Source organism: Streptomyces sp. NPDC002309 (assembly GCF_053593375.1).
Window position 1 is genome coordinate 180,795 of record NZ_JBSFCI010000002.1, and the last position, 20,803, is coordinate 201,597.

General features: G+C 72.0%; 19 protein-coding genes. 5 read left to right on the plus strand and 14 right to left on the minus strand.

The genetic code is table 11. From position 1 onward, the window contains the following. Positions 1-386: 386 nt before the first annotated feature. From ACWCPM_RS02315 to ACWCPM_RS02335, 5 genes are all read right to left on the minus strand, one after another. Positions 387-1,439 carry an aspartate-semialdehyde dehydrogenase gene (locus tag ACWCPM_RS02315; RefSeq protein ID WP_450974236.1) on the minus strand — a complete coding sequence of 351 codons (1,053 nt, stop codon included), beginning with the start codon at positions 1,437-1,439 and terminating at the stop codon, positions 387-389. Next, complete coding sequence (locus tag ACWCPM_RS02320; protein WP_450974237.1) at positions 1,436-2,713, minus strand: aspartate kinase; 1,278 nt, start codon at positions 2,711-2,713, stop codon at positions 1,436-1,438. The genes ACWCPM_RS02315 and ACWCPM_RS02320 overlap by 4 nt, the downstream gene beginning before the upstream one ends. Before the next feature lie 239 nt (positions 2,714-2,952). Further along, positions 2,953-3,609, minus strand: coding sequence for a DUF5063 domain-containing protein (locus ACWCPM_RS02325; protein ID WP_450974238.1), 657 nt, complete (start codon positions 3,607-3,609; stop codon positions 2,953-2,955). Next, positions 3,602-4,201 carry a recombination mediator RecR gene (recR, locus tag ACWCPM_RS02330; RefSeq protein WP_450974239.1) on the minus strand — a complete coding sequence of 200 codons (600 nt, stop codon included), beginning with the start codon at positions 4,199-4,201 and terminating at the stop codon, positions 3,602-3,604. The genes ACWCPM_RS02325 and recR overlap by 8 nt, the downstream gene beginning before the upstream one ends. Positions 4,202-4,259: 58 nt before the next feature. Next, the gene (locus ACWCPM_RS02335; RefSeq protein ID WP_450974240.1) at positions 4,260-4,601 is read right to left on the minus strand and encodes a YbaB/EbfC family nucleoid-associated protein; all 342 of its coding nucleotides are present in this window, start codon (positions 4,599-4,601) and stop codon (positions 4,260-4,262) included. Between the two features lie 297 nt (positions 4,602-4,898). Here ACWCPM_RS02335 and ACWCPM_RS02340 point away from each other — a divergent pair, with 297 nt between their 5' ends. Further along, positions 4,899-5,645 carry an SLATT domain-containing protein gene (locus tag ACWCPM_RS02340; protein ID WP_450974241.1) on the plus strand — a complete coding sequence of 249 codons (747 nt, stop codon included), beginning with the start codon at positions 4,899-4,901 and terminating at the stop codon, positions 5,643-5,645. 39 nt (positions 5,646-5,684) lie between these two features. On the opposite strand, the gene ACWCPM_RS02345 is transcribed toward ACWCPM_RS02340, so the two are convergent. Both ACWCPM_RS02345 and ACWCPM_RS02350 read right to left on the minus strand, forming a co-directional pair. Next, the gene (locus ACWCPM_RS02345) at positions 5,685-7,208 is read right to left on the minus strand and encodes a substrate-binding domain-containing protein (RefSeq protein ID WP_450974242.1); all 1,524 of its coding nucleotides are present in this window, start codon (positions 7,206-7,208) and stop codon (positions 5,685-5,687) included. Between the two features lie 148 nt (positions 7,209-7,356). Next, positions 7,357-9,243, minus strand: coding sequence for a protein kinase domain-containing protein (locus ACWCPM_RS02350; RefSeq protein ID WP_450974243.1), 1,887 nt, complete (start codon positions 9,241-9,243; stop codon positions 7,357-7,359). Positions 9,244-9,612: 369 nt separating this feature from the next. Between ACWCPM_RS02350 and ACWCPM_RS02355 the strand changes: the two genes are divergently transcribed. From ACWCPM_RS02355 to ACWCPM_RS02365, 3 genes are all read left to right on the plus strand, one after another. Further along, on the plus strand, positions 9,613-10,968 hold the full coding sequence (locus tag ACWCPM_RS02355) for an aminotransferase class III-fold pyridoxal phosphate-dependent enzyme (protein ID WP_450974244.1): 1,356 nt from the start codon (positions 9,613-9,615) through the stop codon (positions 10,966-10,968). Between the two features lie 92 nt (positions 10,969-11,060). Then, positions 11,061-11,762 carry a GntR family transcriptional regulator gene (locus ACWCPM_RS02360; RefSeq protein ID WP_450974245.1) on the plus strand — a complete coding sequence of 234 codons (702 nt, stop codon included), beginning with the start codon at positions 11,061-11,063 and terminating at the stop codon, positions 11,760-11,762. 124 nt (positions 11,763-11,886) lie between these two features. After that, positions 11,887-12,537: a hypothetical protein gene (locus ACWCPM_RS02365; protein WP_450974246.1), complete on the plus strand. Its 651-nt coding sequence runs from the start codon at positions 11,887-11,889 to the stop codon at positions 12,535-12,537. Between the two features lie 24 nt (positions 12,538-12,561). On the opposite strand, the gene ACWCPM_RS02370 is transcribed toward ACWCPM_RS02365, so the two are convergent. Next, positions 12,562-12,774, minus strand: a complete 213-nt coding sequence (locus tag ACWCPM_RS02370) for a hypothetical protein (RefSeq protein WP_450974247.1) — start codon at positions 12,772-12,774, stop codon at positions 12,562-12,564. 101 nt (positions 12,775-12,875) lie between these two features. Then, positions 12,876-14,159 (minus strand): adenylosuccinate synthase, encoded by a 1,284-nt coding sequence (locus ACWCPM_RS02375; RefSeq protein WP_450974248.1) that lies wholly within the window; start codon positions 14,157-14,159, stop codon positions 12,876-12,878. A 186-nt stretch (positions 14,160-14,345) separates the two neighbouring features. Here ACWCPM_RS02375 and ACWCPM_RS02380 point away from each other — a divergent pair, with 186 nt between their 5' ends. Beyond that, the gene (locus ACWCPM_RS02380) at positions 14,346-15,194 is read left to right on the plus strand and encodes a diacylglycerol kinase (protein ID WP_450974249.1); all 849 of its coding nucleotides are present in this window, start codon (positions 14,346-14,348) and stop codon (positions 15,192-15,194) included. A gap of 94 nt (positions 15,195-15,288) precedes the next feature. On the opposite strand, the gene ACWCPM_RS02385 is transcribed toward ACWCPM_RS02380, so the two are convergent. From ACWCPM_RS02385 to ACWCPM_RS02405, 5 genes are all read right to left on the minus strand, one after another. Further along, entirely contained in the window at positions 15,289-15,891 is a 603-nt protein-coding gene (locus tag ACWCPM_RS02385) for a Uma2 family endonuclease (protein WP_450974250.1), read from the minus strand. 87 nt (positions 15,892-15,978) lie between these two features. Then, on the minus strand, positions 15,979-17,199 hold the full coding sequence (locus ACWCPM_RS02390) for a cytochrome P450 (protein WP_450974251.1): 1,221 nt from the start codon (positions 17,197-17,199) through the stop codon (positions 15,979-15,981). Positions 17,200-17,248: 49 nt separating this feature from the next. Beyond that, positions 17,249-17,914: a response regulator gene (locus tag ACWCPM_RS02395; protein ID WP_450974252.1), complete on the minus strand. Its 666-nt coding sequence runs from the start codon at positions 17,912-17,914 to the stop codon at positions 17,249-17,251. Then, on the minus strand, positions 17,911-19,257 hold the full coding sequence (locus ACWCPM_RS02400; RefSeq protein ID WP_450974253.1) for a histidine kinase: 1,347 nt from the start codon (positions 19,255-19,257) through the stop codon (positions 17,911-17,913). The genes ACWCPM_RS02395 and ACWCPM_RS02400 overlap by 4 nt, the downstream gene beginning before the upstream one ends. Positions 19,258-19,391: 134 nt before the next feature. Further along, entirely contained in the window at positions 19,392-20,279 is an 888-nt protein-coding gene (locus ACWCPM_RS02405) for an alpha/beta hydrolase family protein (RefSeq protein ID WP_450974254.1), read from the minus strand. Positions 20,280-20,803: the final 524 nt, after the last annotated feature.

The window sequence follows — 20,803 nt, forward strand, 5'->3', positions numbered from 1 at the left end:
TGCGCACGGGCCGCCGGGGCGGCCGTAGGGCCGTGCCGCCGGCCACCGCGGGGAAGTCGAGTACCTCTGCCACGCCAGTTGGACACGTTCACCCCCGTGAGGGTTGTACGTGCCGGACATCACTCTTGTTCTCGCGTCAGGCAGCACGACCGACGGTGCCTCAAATGCCCTCATGCGCCCCGCTCTTCCCCTATGTCCCGCATGAGCGAGCGTCCCCACGCGCACTCATCGGCGTCCCCACGCCTCGGATCAAACGCGTCCCTGCAGCCCAGGAAGGGCGACGGCATAGACGCTCCCCGCCCTCCGCGCGGTTGCGGAGGACGGGGAGAAAAATCCTTACGTTGATCCTACAAATAGATCAGGTCATCGCCACGACACATTTTCCCTCAGGACGACTCCGCGGCAACAAGTTCGGCGATCTGCGCGGTGTTCAGCGCGGCACCCTTGCGCAGATTGTCCCCGCACACGAAGAGCTCCAGCGCGGTCGGGTCGTCCAGTGCCCGGCGCACCCGCCCGACCCACGTCGGATCGGTGCCCACCACGTCGGCGGGCGTCGGGTACTCGCCGGCCGCCGGATCGTCGCAGAGGACCACACCCGGCGCGGTGGCGAGGATCTCGCGCGCCCGGTCCACCGTCACCTCGTCCTGGAAGCGGGCGTGCACGGTCAGCGAGTGCGCCGTCACCACCGGCACCCGGACGCACGTCACGGCGACGGGCAGCCTCGGCAGGCCGAGGATCTTGCGGGACTCGTCCCGCAGCTTCATCTCCTCCGACGACCAGCCGTCCTCCATGAGGGATCCGGCCCACGGCACGACGTTCAGCGCGACCGGCTCCGGGAAGGGCCCGGTGTCGTCCCCGACGGCCCGCCGCACGTCACCGGGGTGGGTCCCCAGCTCCGTACCGGCCACCAGGGCCAGCTGCCGGCGCAACGTCTCGACGCCCTCCCGCCCGGCGCCGCTCACCGCCTGGTACGACGAGACCACCAGCTCGCGCAGGCCGAACTCGGCGTGCAGCGCGCCCAGCGCGACGATCATGGACAGCGTGGTGCAGTTCGGGGTGGCGACGATGCCGCGCGGCCGGGACCGCACCGTGTGCGGATTGACCTCCGGCACGACCAGCGGCACGTCCGGGTCCATCCGGAAGGCGGCGGAGTTGTCCACGACCACCACGCCCTTGGCCGCGGCGATCGGCGCCCAGTGCGCGGCGGTCTCGTCGTCGACGTCGAACATGGCGACGTCGACCCCGTCGAAGACCTCCTCGGACAGGGCCACCACCTCGACCTCCTCCCCGCGCACGGTCAGCTTGCGGCCGGCCGTGGACGGGGAGTCGACGAGACGGATCTCGCCCCAGATGTCCGCGTGCTGGGACAGGATCTGGAGCATGACCGCGCCGACGGCTCCGGTCGCCCCCACGACCGCGAGCGTCGGTCGTCCGGTCATCGGCCGGTGCCCCCATAGACCACGGCCTCATCGCTGTCGGAGTCGAGTCCGAAGGCGGTGTGCACGGCGCGCACGGCCTCGGCCACGTCGTCGGCGCGGGTGACGACCGAGATGCGGATCTCGGAGGTCGAGATGAGCTCGATGTTCACCCCGGCGTCGCTGAGCGCCTCGAAGAAGGCGGCCGTGACGCCCGGGTTCGTCTTCATCCCGGCGCCCACGAGCGAGATCTTGCCGATCTGGTCGTCGTAGCGCAGCGAGTCGAAGCCGATGCCCGGCTTGTTCTTCTCCAGCGCGTCGATGGCCTTGCGGCCCTCGGTCTTCGGCAGCGTGAAGGAGATGTCCGTCAGCCCCGTCGAGGCGGCGGACACGTTCTGCACGACCATGTCGATGTTGATCTCGGCGTCGGCGATCGCACGGAAGATCGCGGCGGCCTCGCCCGGCTTGTCCGGCACACCGACGACCGTGACCTTGGCCTCGGAGGTGTCGTGCGCGACACCGGAGATGATGGCCTGCTCCACGTGCTCTTCCCCTTGCTCGATCGGCTCGCTGCTGACCCACGTCCCCTGGAGTCCGCTGAAGCTGGAGCGGACGTGGATCGGGATGTTGTAGCGGCGGGCGTACTCCACGCAGCGGTGGAGCAGCACCTTCGACCCGGACGCCGCCAGTTCGAGCATGTCCTCGAAGGAGATCCAGTCGATCTTCCGGGCCTTCTTCACCACCCGCGGGTCGGCGGTGAACACACCGTCGACGTCCGTGTAGATCTCGCAGACCTCCGCGTCCAGCGCGGCGGCCAGCGCGACCGCCGTGGTGTCGGAGCCGCCGCGGCCGAGCGTGGTGATGTCCTTGGTGTCCTGGCTGACGCCCTGGAAACCGGCGACGATGGCGATGTTGCCCTCGTTCAGCGAGTCCCGGATCCGGCCCGGCGTGACATCGATGATCCGGGCTTTGTTGTGGACCGAGTCGGTGATGACACCTGCCTGGCTGCCGGTGAAGGACTGGGCCGAGTGGCCCAGGTTCTTGATCGCCATGGCCAGCAGGGCCATGGAGATCCGCTCTCCGGCCGTCAGCAGCATGTCGAGCTCGCGGCCGGCAGGAATCGGCGATACCTGTTCGGCGAGATCGATCAGCTCGTCCGTCGTGTCGCCCATCGCGGAGACCACCGCCACCACCTGGTGGCCGTTCTTCTTGGCTTCCACGATCCGCTTGGCGACGCGCTTGATGCCCTCGGCATCGGCTACGGAGGAGCCTCCGTACTTCTGCACGACAAGGCCCACGTGCGCTCCTCGCTCAATCCGTCGTATTTTCCGCCGTGCACGGATACGCATGTGCACGGCGGTCGGCTCAGTCTAACGAGCGGCCGAAAACCACCTTCGCGATATCGCATGGTGAGATCCCCGCCGCCTGTTCCGGAGAGGCACATGCCCGCGGGGGCCCGAGGCCACTCGGAAAAGTGCCTGGCATCACACAAAGCACTCGTCGCGTGTGCCGTGGACCGGCTTTCGGGCGCGCCGCGCTACTTCACCCGCACGCCCAGCGGCGCCGCGATCTCCTGCTGCATGACCTTGCCGGCCTCGATCTCCAGCGTGTCGTCGCCCACGCCCTGGTCGGTGTCCAGGCCGTCGAGCTCCGCCAGCGGCTGGTTGAGGCGGACGTGGATGAGGACCGACTGCAGGGCGCGCAGGGTCGCCGACGCCGTGGGGCCCCAGTTGGAGAAGTAGGAGAACTGCCACCACCACAGGGCCTCCGTGGTGCGGCCCGCGCGGTAGTGGGCCATGCCGTGGCGAAGGTCGGTGATGATGTCCGCCAGATCGTCGGAGACGCGGGCCGGCACCGGGGCCTCACGCGGCTCGTAGGGGTCGAACACCTCGGAGTAGACGTCGATCGGCTCCAGCAACCGGGCCAGGTTCTCCCGGAGTTCGTCCACGTCCGGCTCGGGGCCGGAGTCGGGCTCGTAGCGCTCGTCCGGGACGATGTCCTCGTGGGCGCCCAGACGGCCGCCCGCCAGCAGGAGCTGCGAGACCTCCAGCAGGAGGAAGGGCACGGCCGAGGCCGGCTCGTCGCCCCTGGCCACCTCGGTCACGGCCACCAGGAAGCTCTCGACCTGGTCCGCGATCTGGACCGCGAAGTCGTCCGGGTCCCGCGTCGTGGAGTGCAGCGTGGCGTCAGACATCTAGGAGTCGTCTCCCCTCGAAGGCGCGGCCGAGGGTCACCTCGTCCGCGTATTCCAGGTCGCCGCCCACTGGGAGGCCGCTGGCCAGGCGGGTGACCTTCAGGCCCATGGGCTTGATCATGCGAGCGAGGTACGTGGCCGTGGCCTCGCCTTCGAGATTGGGATCCGTGGCCAGGATCAGCTCGGTGACCGAGCCGTCGGCGAGGCGGGCCAGCAGTTCCCTTATCCGCAAGTCGTCCGGGCCGACGCCCTCGATGGGGCTGATGGCACCGCCGAGCACGTGGTACCGGCCGCGGAACTCGCGCGTGCGCTCGACGGCGACGACGTCCTTGGGCTCCTCGACCACGCAGATCACCGACAGGTCGCGGCGGCTGTCACGGCAGATCCCGCACAGCTCCTCCTGCGCGACGTTGCCGCAGGTGGCACAGAAGCGGACCTTCGCCTTGACCTCCAGGAGGGCGTGCGCGAGCCGGCGGACGTCCGCCGGCTCGGCCTGCAGCACATGGAAGGCGATCCGCTGGGCACTCTTGGGACCGACGCCGGGAAGCCGCCCCAGTTCGTCGATGAGGTCCTGGACCACGCCTTCGTACAACGGACTGCCGCCCTTCCTCAATGCTGTTGGTACGTACGGTAGTTTCCCGCGGCCCGTCTTAGAAGGGCAGTCCGGGGATGCCACCGCCGCCGAGCCCCTGGGCCAGCGGGCCCAGCTTCTGCTGCTGGAGGGTCTGCGCGTTCTCGTTGGCCGCGTGCACGGCCGCCACGACCAGGTCGGCGAGGGTCTCGGTGTCCTCCGGGTCCACCGCCTTCGGGTCGATCCGCAGGGCGCGCAGCTCCCCGGCGCCGGTCACCGTGGCCCGTACCAGACCGCCGCCCGCCTGGCCGTCGACCTCGGTCTGCGCCAGTTCCTCCTGCGCCTTCGCCAGGTCCTGCTGCATCTTCTGGGCCTGCTGCAGCAGCTGCTGCATGTTGGGCTGGCCACCACCGGGGATCACGATCAGCTCCTCTTCCGGGGCTCACGAGCACGGGATTTTCCCGTTCAGCACGAGCCTACGTGGTCCACGCGGCCGTCGCCCCAGCACTCTTTCGAGTGAGAGGACTGCATTTCCTATACCTGATCAAGGCCCACTTCCGGGCGGAAAACAGAGGAAAGCAGGCCCTTCGCCACCCATTGGGCGGTAGGAAGGGTCACGGCGCATCGGCGTCACCATCAGGCGGGATGTCGCGACGACGCACGCGCCGTAACGATGTGTCACGCACCGTGATCAGTTGTGGTCGATAGGGAGTGCCGGGTGGGTCAGCCGGAGATGCAGCCCGAGGGTCCGCCTCAGGACGGGCGGGGCGAGGGCGCGGCCGGGCTGCGGCCGGGGGATCTGGCCGGGCGGTCGTTCCCGCTCGGGGACTGGGCGGAACCCGCCCTGCGCCTGGACGAGCTGTACCGCTGGGTGGAGCGGGGGGCGCTGGACACGGCGGCCTGGTACCTCGCCGACCGGGTGTGGAAGCGGCGGCAGGCCCGGGTGCTGCGGTGCGGGGCGGCGGCGGGGGCCGTGACCGGGGCCGCGCTGCCCATCCTCGACCTGACCGGCGTGGTGGGCGGGGTGGCGCCCTGGGGGTATCTGGCGCTGCTCCTCGGGGCGTCCTGCGTGGCGGTGGACCGCTATTTCGGGGTGACGTCCGGGTGGATGAGGGACGTGGCGACGGCGCAGGCCGTGCAGCGCAGGTTGCAGGCGTTGCAGTTCGACTGGGCGGCGGAGAGCGTGCGCGAGGTGCTGGGGCCCACCGAGGGGACGGCCGGTGAGGCGGCCGAGCGGTGCCTGGGGGTGCTGCGCAGGTTCTCGGAGGACGTCACGGAGCTGGTGCGCACCGAGACGACGGACTGGATGGGGGAGTTCCGGTCCGGGCCGGCGCTCGGCATCCAGTCGGCGCTTGCCTCGGGTGGCCGTCCCGAGGGGACGGGCGGGCAGGGCAGGTTCCCCCTGCCCCCGGGGGCGGGGGCGCGCCCCAACATGCCCCGGCAGCGGCCGCCCGAGCCGCGCTGACCGGCGCGTGTGCGCGCCCCCGTCGCGCGCGGGACGGCGTCACCCGCACAGGCCCGGATCACGCAGGCACGGCAGGTGCCCCTTGTCCCGAATGACGCTCTGGCTGGTGGACTCGCCGACATAGGCGAGGAAGCTGGCGGCGAGGGAGCCGGGCCGGGGCGTGCCGTAGGTGTAGGCGTACTCGACGTCCTTGTACGGGTAGCGGCTGCCGCCCAGCTCGATCTGCCGGTCGTCGGGCCGGTCGCCGCCCAGGGACACCCGGTGCACGTCGTCGCCCCGCTCCCTGGCGAGGCCGAGTTCGCTGTAGCCGATGGCGCCGGGCTGTTCCTCGACCTTGTCCAGCACCGCCGCCGTCGAGCCGAGTTCGCAGCGCGTGACACCGTCACCGGCCGGTACGGGGGGCCGGCAGTCCAGCGAGGTGCTCGGCGCCCGCTCCCAGCCGCCCAGCACCCGGTCCTGGAAGATCTGCCGTGTGCCCGACTCGTCGCCCCGGCTGACCAGGACGATCGGCAGGCCGGCGATCTCCTCGACACCGGGGACCACCTGCCCCCAGCGCTGGTACCGGCCCGCGTAGATGTCCCGCACCTCCTCCAGGGACAGTCCGTGCGCGCCGAGTTCGACGTCCTTGTGGACGACGAGGGTGAAGACGGAGAGCGCGACCCGCTCCCCCGTGAGGTCCCAGCGTTCACCCATGGGGCCGTCCGAGAAGGCGATCACCGACCGGGCGGCGTTCTCCGACTGCTCGCCCAGCGCGGCGAGTTCGGCGACGCCGTCCTCGCTGCCCCGCGCCTCGACGGCGATGTCGGCACCCTCGCACTTGTTCTCGTACTGCTCGGCGAGGGTGCTGACGACGGGCTCGAAGGCGGTCGATCCCGTGACCCGAAGTTCGCCCTGCTCGCACTCGATCGGGTTGCCTTCCCGCAGCACGATGATGCCCGCGAGCAGGACCAGGGCGACGGTGAGCGCGGCACTGAGCAGCCGTGCGGGGGCGGTGAACGTGCGCTGCTTCTCGTCGGGCTTGGGGGCGCTGTTGCGGTGGACCTTGCCGTCCCGGAGGCCACCGATCAGCCTGACCTCGCCCTCCGCCCGCCCGCCCGAGAGCAGCACCAGCAGCTTGAAGTGGTCGCCGGGGTTGAGCGGGACGCGGGGGATGTTCACGGTGCTGCCGACGTGCTCGAAGCCGTTGGCGTTCGTGAAGTGGCTGTTGATGTGGTCGATGCCGGACGGCTGGGTGACCGCGACCGCCTGGACCGTGCGTCCCGTGAAGTCGGCGGTCAGGCCGTGGACCTCGGACGAGGTGTAGTCGTTGTCGGCGACGCTCTGGGAGCCGTCGTTCTCGATGCGCAGCAGGACCAGCGAGGCGTCGGCCATGTTGGGGACGTCGAAGTCGCCGAGGCGGGGGTTGGAGTAGCCGTCGCCTATGGGGCTGTCCATCTGCACGCGGTAGCCGATCAGCTTGCGGCGCGGCACCCGGCGGTCGTACAGGAACATCACGACCGGCACGAGGAGACCGAGGAGGGACGTGCCGACGGCGATGACGTTCTCGATGTTCAGCGACTCCACCACTGGTGGTCCCCCGCCACTCCCGGAGCTTGCATGGTGGGGTCACCGTACGTCTGTCCGAACCGCACGTCAGCGCCCTCCCGGCATTGTTCGCTGGGCGTTCAACTTCCGGCCGGGCCGCCCGACTTCGCCCGGTTCACGGTGTCCGTCACCGGCGCCGGTACGTCAGTTTCTCGCCGGTGGTCGCGTTGACGCGTTCCAGGCTGCCGTCCGGCCGGAGAGTGATCTCGGTGGCCTCGCCCGGCGCGCAGGCCGTGGGCGGTCGACCGACCGTCACCGTGGACGGGCCGAGCCGCACCGGGCCGTCCGCGCCCGGCGGCTGGGCCAACTCCGCCTGGAACACGCAGTGGTAGCTGCCGCCGTCCTCGGCGGTCCCGTCCGCCACGAGGGACAGGACGGTGTCGCCGACCTCGCCCTGCTGGAGGGTGAGCCGCCGGGTGTGCTGCCCGTTCGCGTTGTCGATCGTGGTCGCCCAGGTGCCGAGGTAGCCGGCCGGTATCCCGCCGTCGGCGGACGGGGACGGGGACGAGGCCGGTGGTGAGGGCGCGGGCGCCGGGGCGGACTCCTCGGGGCCGGCGGGTGCGGAGGCGCTCACGGGTGCGGTGGCGGTAGGGCCGGCCTGCGGGTCGTCGCGGCCGCCGTCCATCACCGCGTACACCGTCCCTCCGGCGGCGAGCGCGACGACCAGTGCCATGGCGACCAGCGCGACGGTGGCGCGGCTGCTTCTCCGGGGCTCCCCGGGGATGCCGGCGGGAGGGGTTCCGTAGGGAGTCGTGGCACCGGGACCGCCGCTGTAGGGGCCGTACGGACCGTTGCCGTAGGGGCCGTTGCCGTAGGGGCCGGCGGGGTGCGGGGCGCCCGCGTACTGCTGCGGCGGACCCGCTCCCGGTGGGGGTACCGGGCCCTGCGGCTGTTGGGGATGGCCGTGCCCCTGCTGCGGATATCCGTACGCCGGGTGCGGTGGGACCGGTGGCGCGGCGCCCGCGGCCTGCGTCGGCATGCGGTCCAGCGGCTGCGCCCCGCCGTCCCGCGCCCCGGCCGCCGGTGCCGCCTCGTCGGCGGTGGAGGCGTGCTCGGGTGAGGTGCCCCGGTCGGTGTCGGCACCCCCCGCGGCCTCCGGGTCCTCCGTGTCCAGCAACCGCACGGCGTGCCGCCCGAGTTGGGCCACCAGCGCGCCCGGCAGCCAGGGGTCCCGGGACCGCCCGCCCGCGACCGTGTCCCCGGCGCCCGTGCGACGCAGGACGTCGTCCAGGGTGGGGCGCGCCTCCGGGTCCTTGCGCAGGCAGTGGCGTACGAGGTCGGCGACCCCCTCGGGCACGCCGTCCAGGTCGGGTTCCTCCTGGGCGATGCGGAACATCAGGGCGTGCACCCCGCTGTCGGTGCCGCCGAAGGGGAGGCGGCCGGTGGCGGCGTAGGCGAGGACGGAGCCGAGGCAGAACACGTCGCAGGCGGGCGTGACGCGGTCACCGCGCACCTGCTCGGGGGCCATGAAACCGGGTGAGCCGACGAGCGCGCCGGTCCGGGTCAGTCCGCCGTCCGTCACGGTCTCCATCGCCCGCGCGATCCCGAAGTCGATGACCCGGGGGCCGTCGATGGTGACGAGCACGTTGGACGGCTTGAGGTCACGGTGCACGATCCCGGCGGCGTGGATGTCCTTCAGCGCGTGCGCGAGCCCGGCCGCCAGGATCCGTACCGAGCGCTCGGGCAGCGCCCCGTGGTCCCGCCCGACGACCTGCTGCAGGCTCGGACCGGCGACATAGCCGGTGGCCACCCAGGGCACGGCCGCCTCGGTGTCGGCGTCGAGCACGGGCGCCGTCCAGTCGCCCCCGACCTGCCGCGCGGCCCGCACCTCCTGACGGAACCGCGCGCGGAACTCCTCCTGCGCGGCGAGCTCGCGCCGCACCAGCTTGACCGCGACGGTCCGCCCCCGGTCCGAACGCGCCACGTACACCTGCCCCATGCCGCCGGCGCCGAGCCGCGCGAGCAGCCGGTAGCCGCCGATCCGCGGTGGATCCCCAGGCCCCAGTCCGTCCACGGCGAACCCCTCCCCCACCCCTGTGCGTTGACCGAAGAATAATGCGGCGGTACGGGGAGACGGCGAGTCCGCTTTCCATGGTTCCTTAACGGGTTCGGCGACCGGTTCCGGGGCTGGTTCAGCGGTCGGTCACGGCGCCGGTACCAAGGTCGGTCACGGCGCCGGTACCGAGGTCGCTCCCGGGGCGGGCACCGTCGTCGGCTCCGGGGCGGGTCGCGGGGCGGCTTCCACGACCGGCTACCGGGCCGGCCGCTCCCCGGGCGGGCCCCGCCCGGGCCCGCCGTCATCGACAACCTGTCGCGGATCGGGCGAGACCGCAGACAGGACGCCGATGTCGCGGCCGTATCCCGGACATTTACCCTCGGCCGCATGACCCCTCAGCCCTCTCCCGCCACCGGCGCAGCCGTGAAGGCCGCGGACCGCGCGCATGTGTTCCACTCCTGGTCCGCGCAGGAGCTCATCGACCCGCTCGCCGTCGCCGGTGCCGAGGGGTCGTACTTCTGGGACCACGACGGCAACCGCTACCTCGACTTCACCAGCGGCCTCGTCTTCACCAACATCGGCTACCAGCACCCGAAGGTCGTCGCCGCGATCCAGGAACAGGCCGCGAGCCTGGCCACCTTCGCGCCCGCCTTCGCCGTGGAGGCACGCTCCGAGGCCGCCCGGCTGATAGCCGAGCGCACCCCGGGCGACCTCGACAAGATCTTCTTCACCAACGGCGGCGCCGACGCCGTCGAGCACGCGGTGCGGATGGCCCGGCTGCACACCGGCCGGCCGAAGGTGCTGTCGGCGTACCGCTCGTACCACGGGGGCACCCAGCAGGCCGTGAACATCACCGGCGACCCGCGCCGCTGGGCCAGCGACAGCGGCACCTCCGGCGTCGTGCACTTCTGGGGGCCCTTCCTGTACCGCTCCCGCTTCTACGCCGAGACCGAGGAGCAGGAGTGCGCGCGGGCGCTGGAGCACCTGGAGACCACGATCGCCTTCGAGGGCCCGGCGACGATCGCCGCGATCGTCCTGGAGACGATCCCGGGCACCGCGGGGATCATGGTGCCGCCGCCGGGGTATCTGGCGGGTGTCCGCGAGATCTGCGACAGGCACGGCATCGTCTTCGTCCTCGACGAGGTGATGGCGGGCTTCGGGCGCACCGGTGAGTGGTTCGCGGCGGACCTCGCCGGCGTCGTGCCCGACCTGATGACCTTCGCCAAGGGCGTGAACTCCGGCTACGTGCCGCTCGGCGGCGTCGCGATCTCCGCCGAGATCGCCGCGACCTTCGGCCGGCGGCCCTACCCGGGCGGACTGACCTACTCCGGCCACCCTCTCGCCTGCGCCGCCGCCGTCGCGACGATCAACGTGATGGCCGAGGAGGGCGTCGTCGAGAACGCCGCGCGGCTCGGCGCCGACGTCGTCGGTCCGGCACTGCGCGAGCTGGCGCAGCGGCACCCCTGTGTGGGCGAGGTGCGCGGCACCGGCATGTTCTGGGCCCTGGAACTGGTGCGGAACAAGGAGACCCGCGAGCCGCTGGTCCCGTACAACGCGACCGGCGAGGCGGGCGCGCCGATGGCCGCGTTCGCCGCGGCGGCCAAGGCGGGCGGGGTGTGGCCGTTCGTGAACATGAACCGCACGCACGTCGTGCCGCCGTGCAACGTGACCGAGGCCGAACTGAAGGAAGGGCTCGCGGCGCTGGACGCGGCCCTGTCGGTGGCCGACCAGCACACCGAGTAATCACGGCACGGCATCCGAGCGCGTATGGTGGCGTGCTCGTGGACCCGCACCACGAGCACGCCCCCCGCGCGCGACGAGGAGACCGCCCGACCATGCCCGGCAATGGCGCCGTGACCCGCAGCACCCTGCGGCAGCAGATCGCGGACGCGCTACGCGACGAGGTGCTCGCCGGGCGGCTCCAGCCGGGGCAGGAGTTCACGGTCAAGGAGATCGCCGACCAGTACGGGGTCTCCGCGACGCCGGTCCGCGAAGCGCTGGTCGACCTGTCCGCGCAGGGCCTTCTCGACGCGCTCCAGCACCGCGGTTTCCGGGTGCGCGAGTACTCGTTCGCCGACTTCAGCGGGCTGGTCGAGGCGCGCAGCCTGGTCATAGACGGTATGTTCCAGGCCCTGGAGCAAGGCGTCGGCGGGCCGCCCCGGTTCCAGGATCCGGGCGATCCGCACACGGCCACCGGACTCGCGGGCGTACGGCGGCGCGGTGAGGAGGCGCAGCGCGCCGCGGGCGCCGGGGACCTCTCCGTGCTGGTCGGCTACGACCTGCGGTTCTGGCGGGAGTTGAGCAGCCTGTTCGGCAACCCCTACCTGGTGGACTTCCTGCACCGGCTGCGTGTGCAGTCCTGGGTGTGCGCCGTGCAGCATCTGCGCCGGCTCCCCGATCTGCGCGGTCAGCTGTGGGCCGGCCACACCGAACTGATCGACGCGCTGTCCCGGCGCGACACCGAGGCGGCGCGCTCCCTCGTCGCCGCGCACAACGCGCACGCGCTGGCTCTGATCGAACGGCTGGCAGACGGCTGACGTGGGTATGGGTCCTGCACGCGGGGCCCCACCCCGCACCACACGGACTACTCTTCTTCGACCGACGTGCACCGCGCCGCCCGTGACACCACCCCGCGCCGCCTGCGTGATGAGGAGCCCTCTTTTGGCCTGTGACCTGTGGCTGGTACCGCTCGTCGACGTGTTGTGCCACACGCCCGACAACCCGTTCGCCGAGGAACTCGCGCAATACAACAAGGTGCTCGCCGAGGCCGGGCTGCCGCCGGTGCCGGTGTACCAGTACATGCCGGGCCTGTCCGGCGAGGTCGCCCCGGTGGCGGGCTTCGACTACGACGCGCTGCACTTCCTGCGCCGCGCCTACCTCCTCCAGGTGTGCGGCCTGCCGGTGGCGCCGGTCGACGACCTGGGCGGCGACTACGAGCAGCTCCTGGAGATGTTCGAGGCCACGGCCCAGCAGTCCCACCTGGTCTGGCACTACGACCACGCGGGCGCCTACGTCCCGCTCGACTTCCCGCACCCGCTGGCCGACGACGAACTCCTCGCGGGCGGGGGCCCGCTGGGCTCCTCGCAGGCGCTGCTGCGCGAGCTGGAGTTCGTGGCCCCGTCGATCGGCATCGACCCGGCCAATCCGCCGGCCGCCCCCCAACCCCCCTCGGCCCCCACGGAGTTGGAGGAGCCGGCCGTGCCCGCCCCGTACGACCCGAGCCCGTTCGCCCGCGAGCGCCACGTCTGGCTGGGCCTGCACGCGGCGGCGACCCGGAGCCTGGCGCAGGGTTCGATGATCGTGTTCAGCTGAGCGGCCCCGCCCCACGGCACCGGCTCACGACCGGCCGATGACGACGATCACGGGTGGCCACAGCACTCCGGCCGCCATCAGCAGCGACGGCCCGAGATGGACCGGGCACACCCGCAGGGGCGCCCGGTGATGGCGGGCCACCTCGAAGACGGCGGGGTCGGAGCACTCCGACCCCGCCGCGTCGGCGCCCTCACCGCCGTACGGGCCGAGGCACGGCACGATCGCGTGGTCGCTCATACGCCGATTGCACCGCCCCCGACGGACGCGCGCCCGCCGGACGCACCCGGAGGGCGTAGCGGCGGGCGCGGACGCGGCGGCGGACCGGAGCGGAAGGCGGCCTACAGGAACGAGTTGATCTCGATCGTCTCGTCCCGGCCCGGACCCACGCCGATCGCGGAGATCGGGGCGCCGGACATCTCCTCCAGCGCCTTCACGTAGGCCTGCGCGTTCTTCGGCAGGTCGCCGAAGGACTTGGCCTTGCTGATGTCCTCCGACCAGCCGGGCAGCATCTCGTAGACCGGCTTCGCGTGGTGGAAGTCCGACTGCGAGTAGGGCAGCTCCTCGACGCGCCTGCCGTCGATCTCGTACGCCACGCAGACCGGGATCTGCTCCCAGCCGGTCAGGACGTCGAGCTTGGTCAGGAAGAAGTCCGTCAGGCCGTTCACCCGGGTCGCGTAGCGGGCGATCACCGCGTCGAACCAGCCGCAGCGGCGGTCCCGGCCGGTGGTCACGCCACGCTCACCGCCGATACGGCGCAGCGCCGCGCCGTCCTCGTCGAACAGCTCCGTCGGGAACGGGCCCGCGCCGACGCGGGTCGTGTAGGCCTTGAGGATGCCGATGACGCGGCTGATCTTCGTGGGGCCGACGCCGGCACCCGTGCAGGCACCGCCCGCCGTCGGGTTCGACGACGTCACGAACGGATACGTGCCGTGGTCAATATCCAGGAGGGTGCCCTGGCCGCCCTCGAACAGGACGACCTTGTCCTGTTCCAGGGCCTGGTTGAGGACCAGGACGGTGTCGGCGACGTAGGGAGCGAGCTTGTCGGCGTAACCGAGCAGTTCCCCGACGACCTGGTCGACGGCGATCGCGCGGCGGTTGTAGAGCTTGGTGAGGATCTGGTTCTTGACGTCGAGCGCCGCCTCCACCTTCTGGGTGAGGATCGACTCGTCGTACAGGTCCTGGACCCGGATACCGACGCGGTTGATCTTGTCGGCGTAGGTCGGGCCGATGCCGCGGCCCGTCGTGCCGATCTTGCGCTTTCCGAGGAAGCGTTCCGTCACCTTGTCGACCGTCACGTTGTACGGCGTGATGACATGCGCGTTACCGCTGATCAGGAGCTTGGACGTGTCGACGCCACGCTCGTTCAGCCCGCTCAGCTCGGAGAGCAGGACAGACGGGTCGACGACGACACCGTTGCCGATGACCGGCGTGCAGCCGGGGGACAGGATTCCGGAAGGAAGGAGGTGGAGTGCGTACTTCTGGTCGCCGACGACGACCGTGTGGCCGGCGTTGTTGCCGCCCTGGTAGCGCACTACGTAGTCGACGGAACCGCCTAGCAGGTCCGTCGCCTTTCCCTTGCCTTCGTCACCCCACTGAGCACCGAGCAGCACAAGTGCGGGCACGCGCGTACACCCCTTCCGGGCGGGGCATGTCCAGGGTCAGAGGCGAACGTGACGGGTCGTACCGCCGCGTGCCCCGCGACCTTCGTCGGCCGCGACCGTCGGACCGGGTGCCCCGGAATAGACGAAGCCCCTGGCGCAATAGCGCAAGGGGCTCTTGCACAAAGATGCTACCCGAGGAAGCGAGGCATGACCGAGGTGGCGACTTCTCCGAGGTCCGATCAGCTGCTGGTGATCATCGATCCGGTCGCTCGGAGGACGGACGGGGAGTCCGTCCGTATCGCGAAAGACGTACTCGGCGGGGGCGCCGCCACCAAGGTCTGCCTCCCGGAGGGACCGGAGGAGTTCGCCCGGATGCTGGCCCGCAGGGGGTCCCGGCGGCCGGTGCTGATCGGCGACGACCGCGCCCTGGTGCGCACGGTGGCCCTGTTGCACCGGCAGCGGGAGCTGGCCGGAAGTGTGCTCTCGCTCGTTCCCGTCGGACCTGTCCTCGGCCTCGCCACCGCACTGGGCGTGCCGGTGAGCACCGTGGCGGCTGCCCGGGCCGTGCTGGAGGGGGCCGAACGACGCCTGGACCTGCTCGTCGACGACAGCGACGGCGTGGTGCTGGGCGCCTTGCGGATTCCGCCGGTGCCCCGGGACGAGGACGGCGCGGTCCCGGTGCGGGCACCCTGGCTGCGCACGTACCAGTCCCTGGTGCGCACGCTGGTGGCGGCCCGTCCGGTGCGGTCGGCGTCGGTACCCGCGCCGGGACCGGCGCGGCTGCGGATCGAGGTCGACGGGGCGACGCTGGTCGATCTGGGCCAGCCGGTCGAGGCCGTCTCCGTCGCCCCGGACGGCTCCGGCGCCGCGGAGATCGAGGTGCGCCCGCTGTCGGTCGGCGCGGAGGCCACGCCTCTGCGCGCACAGGGGCGGACGGTGACCGTCTCCGGGGCGGACTTCCGCTACGGCTCGGACGCGGGCGTCAGCGGGCCGGTGCGGACCCGGACGTGGCGGGTGCGGGAGCGCGCCTGGGGGCTGACCCTGCCCGGGGGGTGAGGCCGCGCAGCGCTCCGCATCGCCGCCTCGGTCCTGCTCCGCGGGGCCGGCGGGGTTGCGGCGGCGGGACGTGATCAGCGGCTGACGGCGTGGGTCAGTCGACGTACTGTTTGAGTTTCTCGGTGTCCAGCTCGATGCCGAGAGGGTCGGGGAGGAGAAGCACAGCGCCGAAGGGCACCGTGCGGCTGTTCCGATATCCCACGCCCGGGTCCGGGTCGCTGTGCAGCTTGACCGTGCAGGAGTCACGATCGATCAGCAGGTACGACGGAATGCCCGCCGCCCCGTAGGCCACGGGCTTCTCGAGCCGGTCCCGCTGATCTGTGTCGGAGTCGTACGAGGTGACTTCGAGGACAAGGAGCACACCGCTCGGATCCGCCCACTCACCATGCCCGGCGAAGTGTTCCTCGGGTACCAGCACGGCGTCAGGACGAGCCCGCCCTTCGCGGTACTTCTCCACTCGCAGCCCTCGCCCCTGGTAGAGGTCGAGGTCAGGTCGAGCCTGCATGCACCGCTTGCTCAACCACACCACGATCGTGTCGTGGTCCCCGTCGGCCACCTTCTTGACCCCGATCCGCCCGTTGATGAACTCGAACCTGACGGCGTCGCCGGTCTCCTTGGTCGCGAACTCGGCGATCCTCTCGAATTCCTCCACCGACATCTGGGACGTCTGCGACGTGCGCTCTGCCATGACCGTCATGGTGCACCCCCTTTCGGGTCGGAGCCAGTGTGGTCGGCAACCGGTGGCCATCGACCAGGAACGCCGTGTGCTCAGCCGAACGGGTGATCACCTCACCTCCACGCTCAGGCCCTCAAGGCCGCGGATCACGAAGTTCGGCTTGCGCTCCGGCTCCGCCGCGAGCGTCAGGGTCGGGGCCAGCTCCAGCAACGCCCGCATCGACGCGGCCAGTTCGATACGGGCCAGCGGGGCGCCGATGCAGTAGTGGATGCCCGCGCTGAAGGAGATGTGGGGGTTCTCCGCACGGGTGAGGTCCAGGCGTTCCGGGCTGCGGAAGACCTGGTCGTCATGGTTCGCGGAGCCGAAGAGCATCGCCACCTCCGCGCCCCTCGGGATCGTGGTGCCGTCGATCTCGATGTCGTCCAGGACCCAGCGCTCGAAGAGCTGGAGCGGGGTGTCGTAGCGCATCAGCTCCTCGACGGCGGAGGGGACGAGGGAGTGGTCGGCGCGGAGGGCCGCCAGCTGGTCCGGGTTGCGGAACAGCGCCCACCAGCCGTTGACCGTGGCGTTCACGGTCGCCTCGTGGCCCGCGTTCAGCAGCAGCACGGCCGTCGAGATCATCTCCTGCTCGGTCAGCCGGTCCCCCTCGTCGTGCGCCGCGATCAGGCCGGAGACGAGGTCCTCGCCGGGCTCCTCGCGGCGCCGGGCGATCAACTCCCGCAGGTACTCGGAGAACTCGACCGAGGCGCGTACCGCCCGCTCGGCCGTCTCCGGTGACGGGCTCAGCTCGTACATCCCGCAGATGTCCGCCGACCAGGGCCGCAGCGGCGCCCGGTCCGACTCGGGGATGCCGAGCATCTCGGCGATCACCGCGACCGGCAGCGGCTCCGCCACGTCCGTCAGCAGGTCCCCGCCGCCCGCCCCGGCCAGCGCCGCGACGAGATCGCCGGCCAGCTTGTCCACGTAGGGCTTCAGCCGCTCCACCGTGCGCGGGGTGAACGCCTTCGACACCAGGCGCCGGATCCGTGTGTGGTCCGGCGGCTCCAGGTCCAGCATCCCGTGGTCGTTCAGCGTGTGGAACGGCTCGTGCTCCGGGGCGGGCGCGGTGCGCCCGAAGTCCTCGTGTGTGAACCGGTGCCGGTAGGTCCGGCCGAGGCGCCGGTCGCGCAGCAGCGCCGAGACGTCCGCGTGGTGCGGGACCAGCCACTGGTCCGTGCGCGCGAAGTACAGCACGCGGCCCTGGTCGCGCAGGTGCGCGTAGGCGGGGTACGGGTCGGCCAGGAACGCCGGGTCCCACGGATCGAAGGCGAGGTCGGGGGCAGCTGCCATGGACGGACGCTAGCCCGGAAGCGCACTCCCTGACCAGGGCCTCCCCCGCTCAGCCCGGCGTCACCAGGCGCGCCTCGTAGGCGAACACCGCCGCCTGCGTGCGGTCCCGCAGGCCGAGCTTCACCAGGACGCGGCTGACGTGCGTCTTGATCGTCGACTCGGCCACGACCAGCCGCCCGGCGATCTCCGAGTTCGACAGGCCCTGCGCGATCAGCACCAGCACCTCCGTCTCCCGCTCGGTCAGGTCCCCGTACGCCGCCTGCGCGGTGGCCGGGATGCCCGGGGCGTCGGACAGCTTCGAGAACTCCTTGATCAGCCGCCTGGTGACCGACGGGGCCAGCAGGGCCTCGCCGGAGGCCACCACCCGCACCCCGTCGGCGAGCTGCCGCGCCGAGGCGTCCTTGAGCAGGAAGCCGGAGGCCCCCGCCCGCAGCGCCTGGTACACGTACTCGTCGAGGTCGAACGTCGTCAGCACCAGCACCTTCGCCGTGCCGTCCGCCGCGATGATCTCCCGGGTCGCGTCGATGCCGTTCAGCTCGGGCATCCGGATGTCCATCAGCACCACGTCGGGCGAGAGCTCACGGACCTTCTCGACCGCTTCCCGGCCGTTGACCGCCTCGCCGACGACCTCGATGTCGGGCATCGCGTTCAGCAGGACCGAGAAGCCCTCGCGCACCATCATCTGGTCGTCCGCGACCAGCACGCGGATGGTCATGCCGTACCTTCGCTCACCGTGGCCACCGGCAGGAACACCGTCACCTCGTAGCCCTCGTCGTCCGTGCGGCCCGCCGTCATCTGGCCGTTCAGCATGCTCACGCGCTCGCGCATCCCCGTGATGCCGTGGCCCGCGCCGGGCGAGGGCTTGACCAGGGCCGGCGCCGGCGGCGGGCCGTTGACTATCCGCAGGCCCAGACCGCCGAGGACATAGCCGATCTCGACGTGGGCGGTCGCCCCGGGAGCGTGCCGCAAGGTGTTGCTCAGCGCCTCCTGGACGATGCGGTAGGCCGAGAGTTCCACACCCTGGGGAAGCTCGCGCACCGCGCCGGTCACCGTCTTGTCCACGGTCAGGCCGGCGTTGCGCACATTGGCCAGGAGCGCGTCCAGGTCGGCGAGGGTGGGCTGCGGGGCCTCGGGCGCCTCGTAGTCCTCGGCGCGCACGACGCCCAGGACCCGGCGCAGCTCGGTCAGCGCCGCCACCGCGTTCTCCCGGATCGTGGCGAAGGCGCGCTCCAGCTCCGGCGGCGGATTCTCCACCCGGTAGGGCGCCGCCTCCGCCTGGATGGCGACGACCGACATGTGGTGCGCGACGACGTCGTGCAGCTCGCGGGCGATCGTGGTGCGCTCCTCCAGGAGCGTGCGGCGGGAGCGCTCCAGCTCGGTGACCGACTGCTGGGCGGTCACCTCGTGCCTGGCCTCACGGCGGATCTGCAGCACGGCGACGAACAGCAGGACGAACGCCGACAGGACGAGCATCGGGCCCGTGTTGGAGTCGTAGTAGCCCGAGCTGAGGAAGGAGTCCGCGAACAGCCCGTAGGCCAGGGTCAGCACCCACATCCACGCGGCCGTGCGGGGCCGGGTGCGTACGGCGACGATCGTCAGCACGGTCAGATGGGCGACGAAGGCGCCGGGCGGCCAGGGCCACTCGTACCAGCCGCCGTAGAACATGCCCGAGACCGGGGCCGCGGCCATGGAGACCCAGAAGGCGCCGACGGGGCGGACGAGGGTCAGCAGCACGGGGGCCAGCGCGAGGAGACCGACGAACACGTTGAGCGTCTCGCCGCGGCTCGACTCGTAGCCGACGAGCATGGCCAGCAGGCCCGCCGACGTCACCACCGCGTGCGGCGTCCACGCCGCGTAGTGCCGCATCCGGCCCTTCAGCCGGCGCGTCATCGCCCCGTCCACGCCCATGCGGGGCAGCGGTCGGTAGGCGAAGGCGTCGTGGAACAGATCCTGGCGCAGTCCCCGAAGGGCGTCCAGGGCCAGCCGGTACTCGGGGCTGCGCGCCCCGGCACCGCTCGGCGGTCTCGGGGGCCTGTGCGTCTGGGTCGTCTCGGTCACGTTCAAAACCGTACGGCTCGACGAGGGTCGCCGTCGTCACCAGTGAGAGGGGTCATGCGGTGTCCCTCTCAGGTACTACGGGTCGCACAGGGACCGGCCCCGTCTCTCCGTGCCCGACCGCGCACGGCCACGCCTCACCAGGCCAGCTGTGCGATCTCCTCCGCCACCACCGCGCACGCGTCCGCCGCCGGGTCGATCAGCGGGAAGTGCCCGACCTCCTCCAGCAGGGTCAGCCCCACCACCTCCCCCGCCTTCGCCGCCGCGTCCGCGTACGACTCGGCGACGGCCTGCGGGACGACCTCGTCCGCACGCCCCTGGACGAGGGCCGTCGCGATGCCGGTCGGCAGCAGCAGCGCCGGGTCGGCGTACGGCTGACGCTCCTTGAAGTGATCGTCACCACCGAGGAGCTGACCCGCCGCGCCGCCGCACACGTCCAGCTTCCCGGCCACCGCGAAGTCGGCGATCGGGGCCAGGGCCACCACGCCCCGCAGCAGTGCGGGCCGGTCGGTGCGCCAGGAGGCGTCCGCCGGGAGGACGTGCCGGGCGGCCGCCCACAACGCCAGCTGGCCGCCCGCCGAATGCCCGGTGATCACCATGCGGCGGGGGTCGGCCTGCGGCAGCGCCTCCCGTGCGAGGGCGGGCAGCGCGTCCAGCGCCGCGGCGACGTCGTCGAAGGTCTCCGGCCAGCGACCGGCGACCGGTCCGGCGGCACCCGCGTCCGCGTCCGCGCCCCTGCGGTACTCCACGCTCGCCACGGCGAACCCGCGGTGGGCCAGGAAGCCGGCGAACGGGCTGATGTGGCGGCGGTCGTACGGCGCCCGCCAGGCACCCCCGTGCAGCACGACCACGAGCGGGGCGACGGCCACGCCCCCGGCGGCTTCCGTACCGCGCGGGGCGTAGAAGTCGATCAGCTGGTCGGGATGGTCGCCGTACGCGGCTGTGGCGTCGGGGTCGACGGCCGGGTGCGAGAAGGCGGACTCCTCCTCGGCGGCGGCCCGGGCTGCTGCGGCGTCGTCCGGCATGCTCCAACCTCTCAACGACGTAACGGGTTTGGCGGACCAGAGGGGAAATCGGCCGTTGGCCGGGACGCTATCAGGCCGGTGACGTGGGTCTGCACGCGGATGTCACGCTCGGTGAGCGCACCCGGGCCGGTTCCACGAGGGCCGGGTCGCCGCGTGGGCGCCCCGCGCGGAACAGGGCGTGGCCCGGGGCGGGTTGACGGAGGGCACGGACGCGGGACGGTGGTGCGGGCGGTCTCGGCACCGCTCCGGTGGGAGCCGCCGACGACCGGGGTGATCCCGGACGCCGCCGGTGAACACCCGCACACGCCCCCGGCGTCCAAGCCCCACGGCACCCGCACCTAGCCCCACCGCACCCGCACCCCGGCCCCACAGGCCCCGACGCCCGCACCCCGGCCCCACAAGCCCCAGCGCCCGAGCCCCGGCCCCACAAGCCCCAGCGCCCGCACCCCGGCCCCACAAGCCCCAGCGCCCGAGCCCCGGCCCCACAGGCCCGGCGTCCGCGCCCCCGGCCCAGGCTCCCGCGC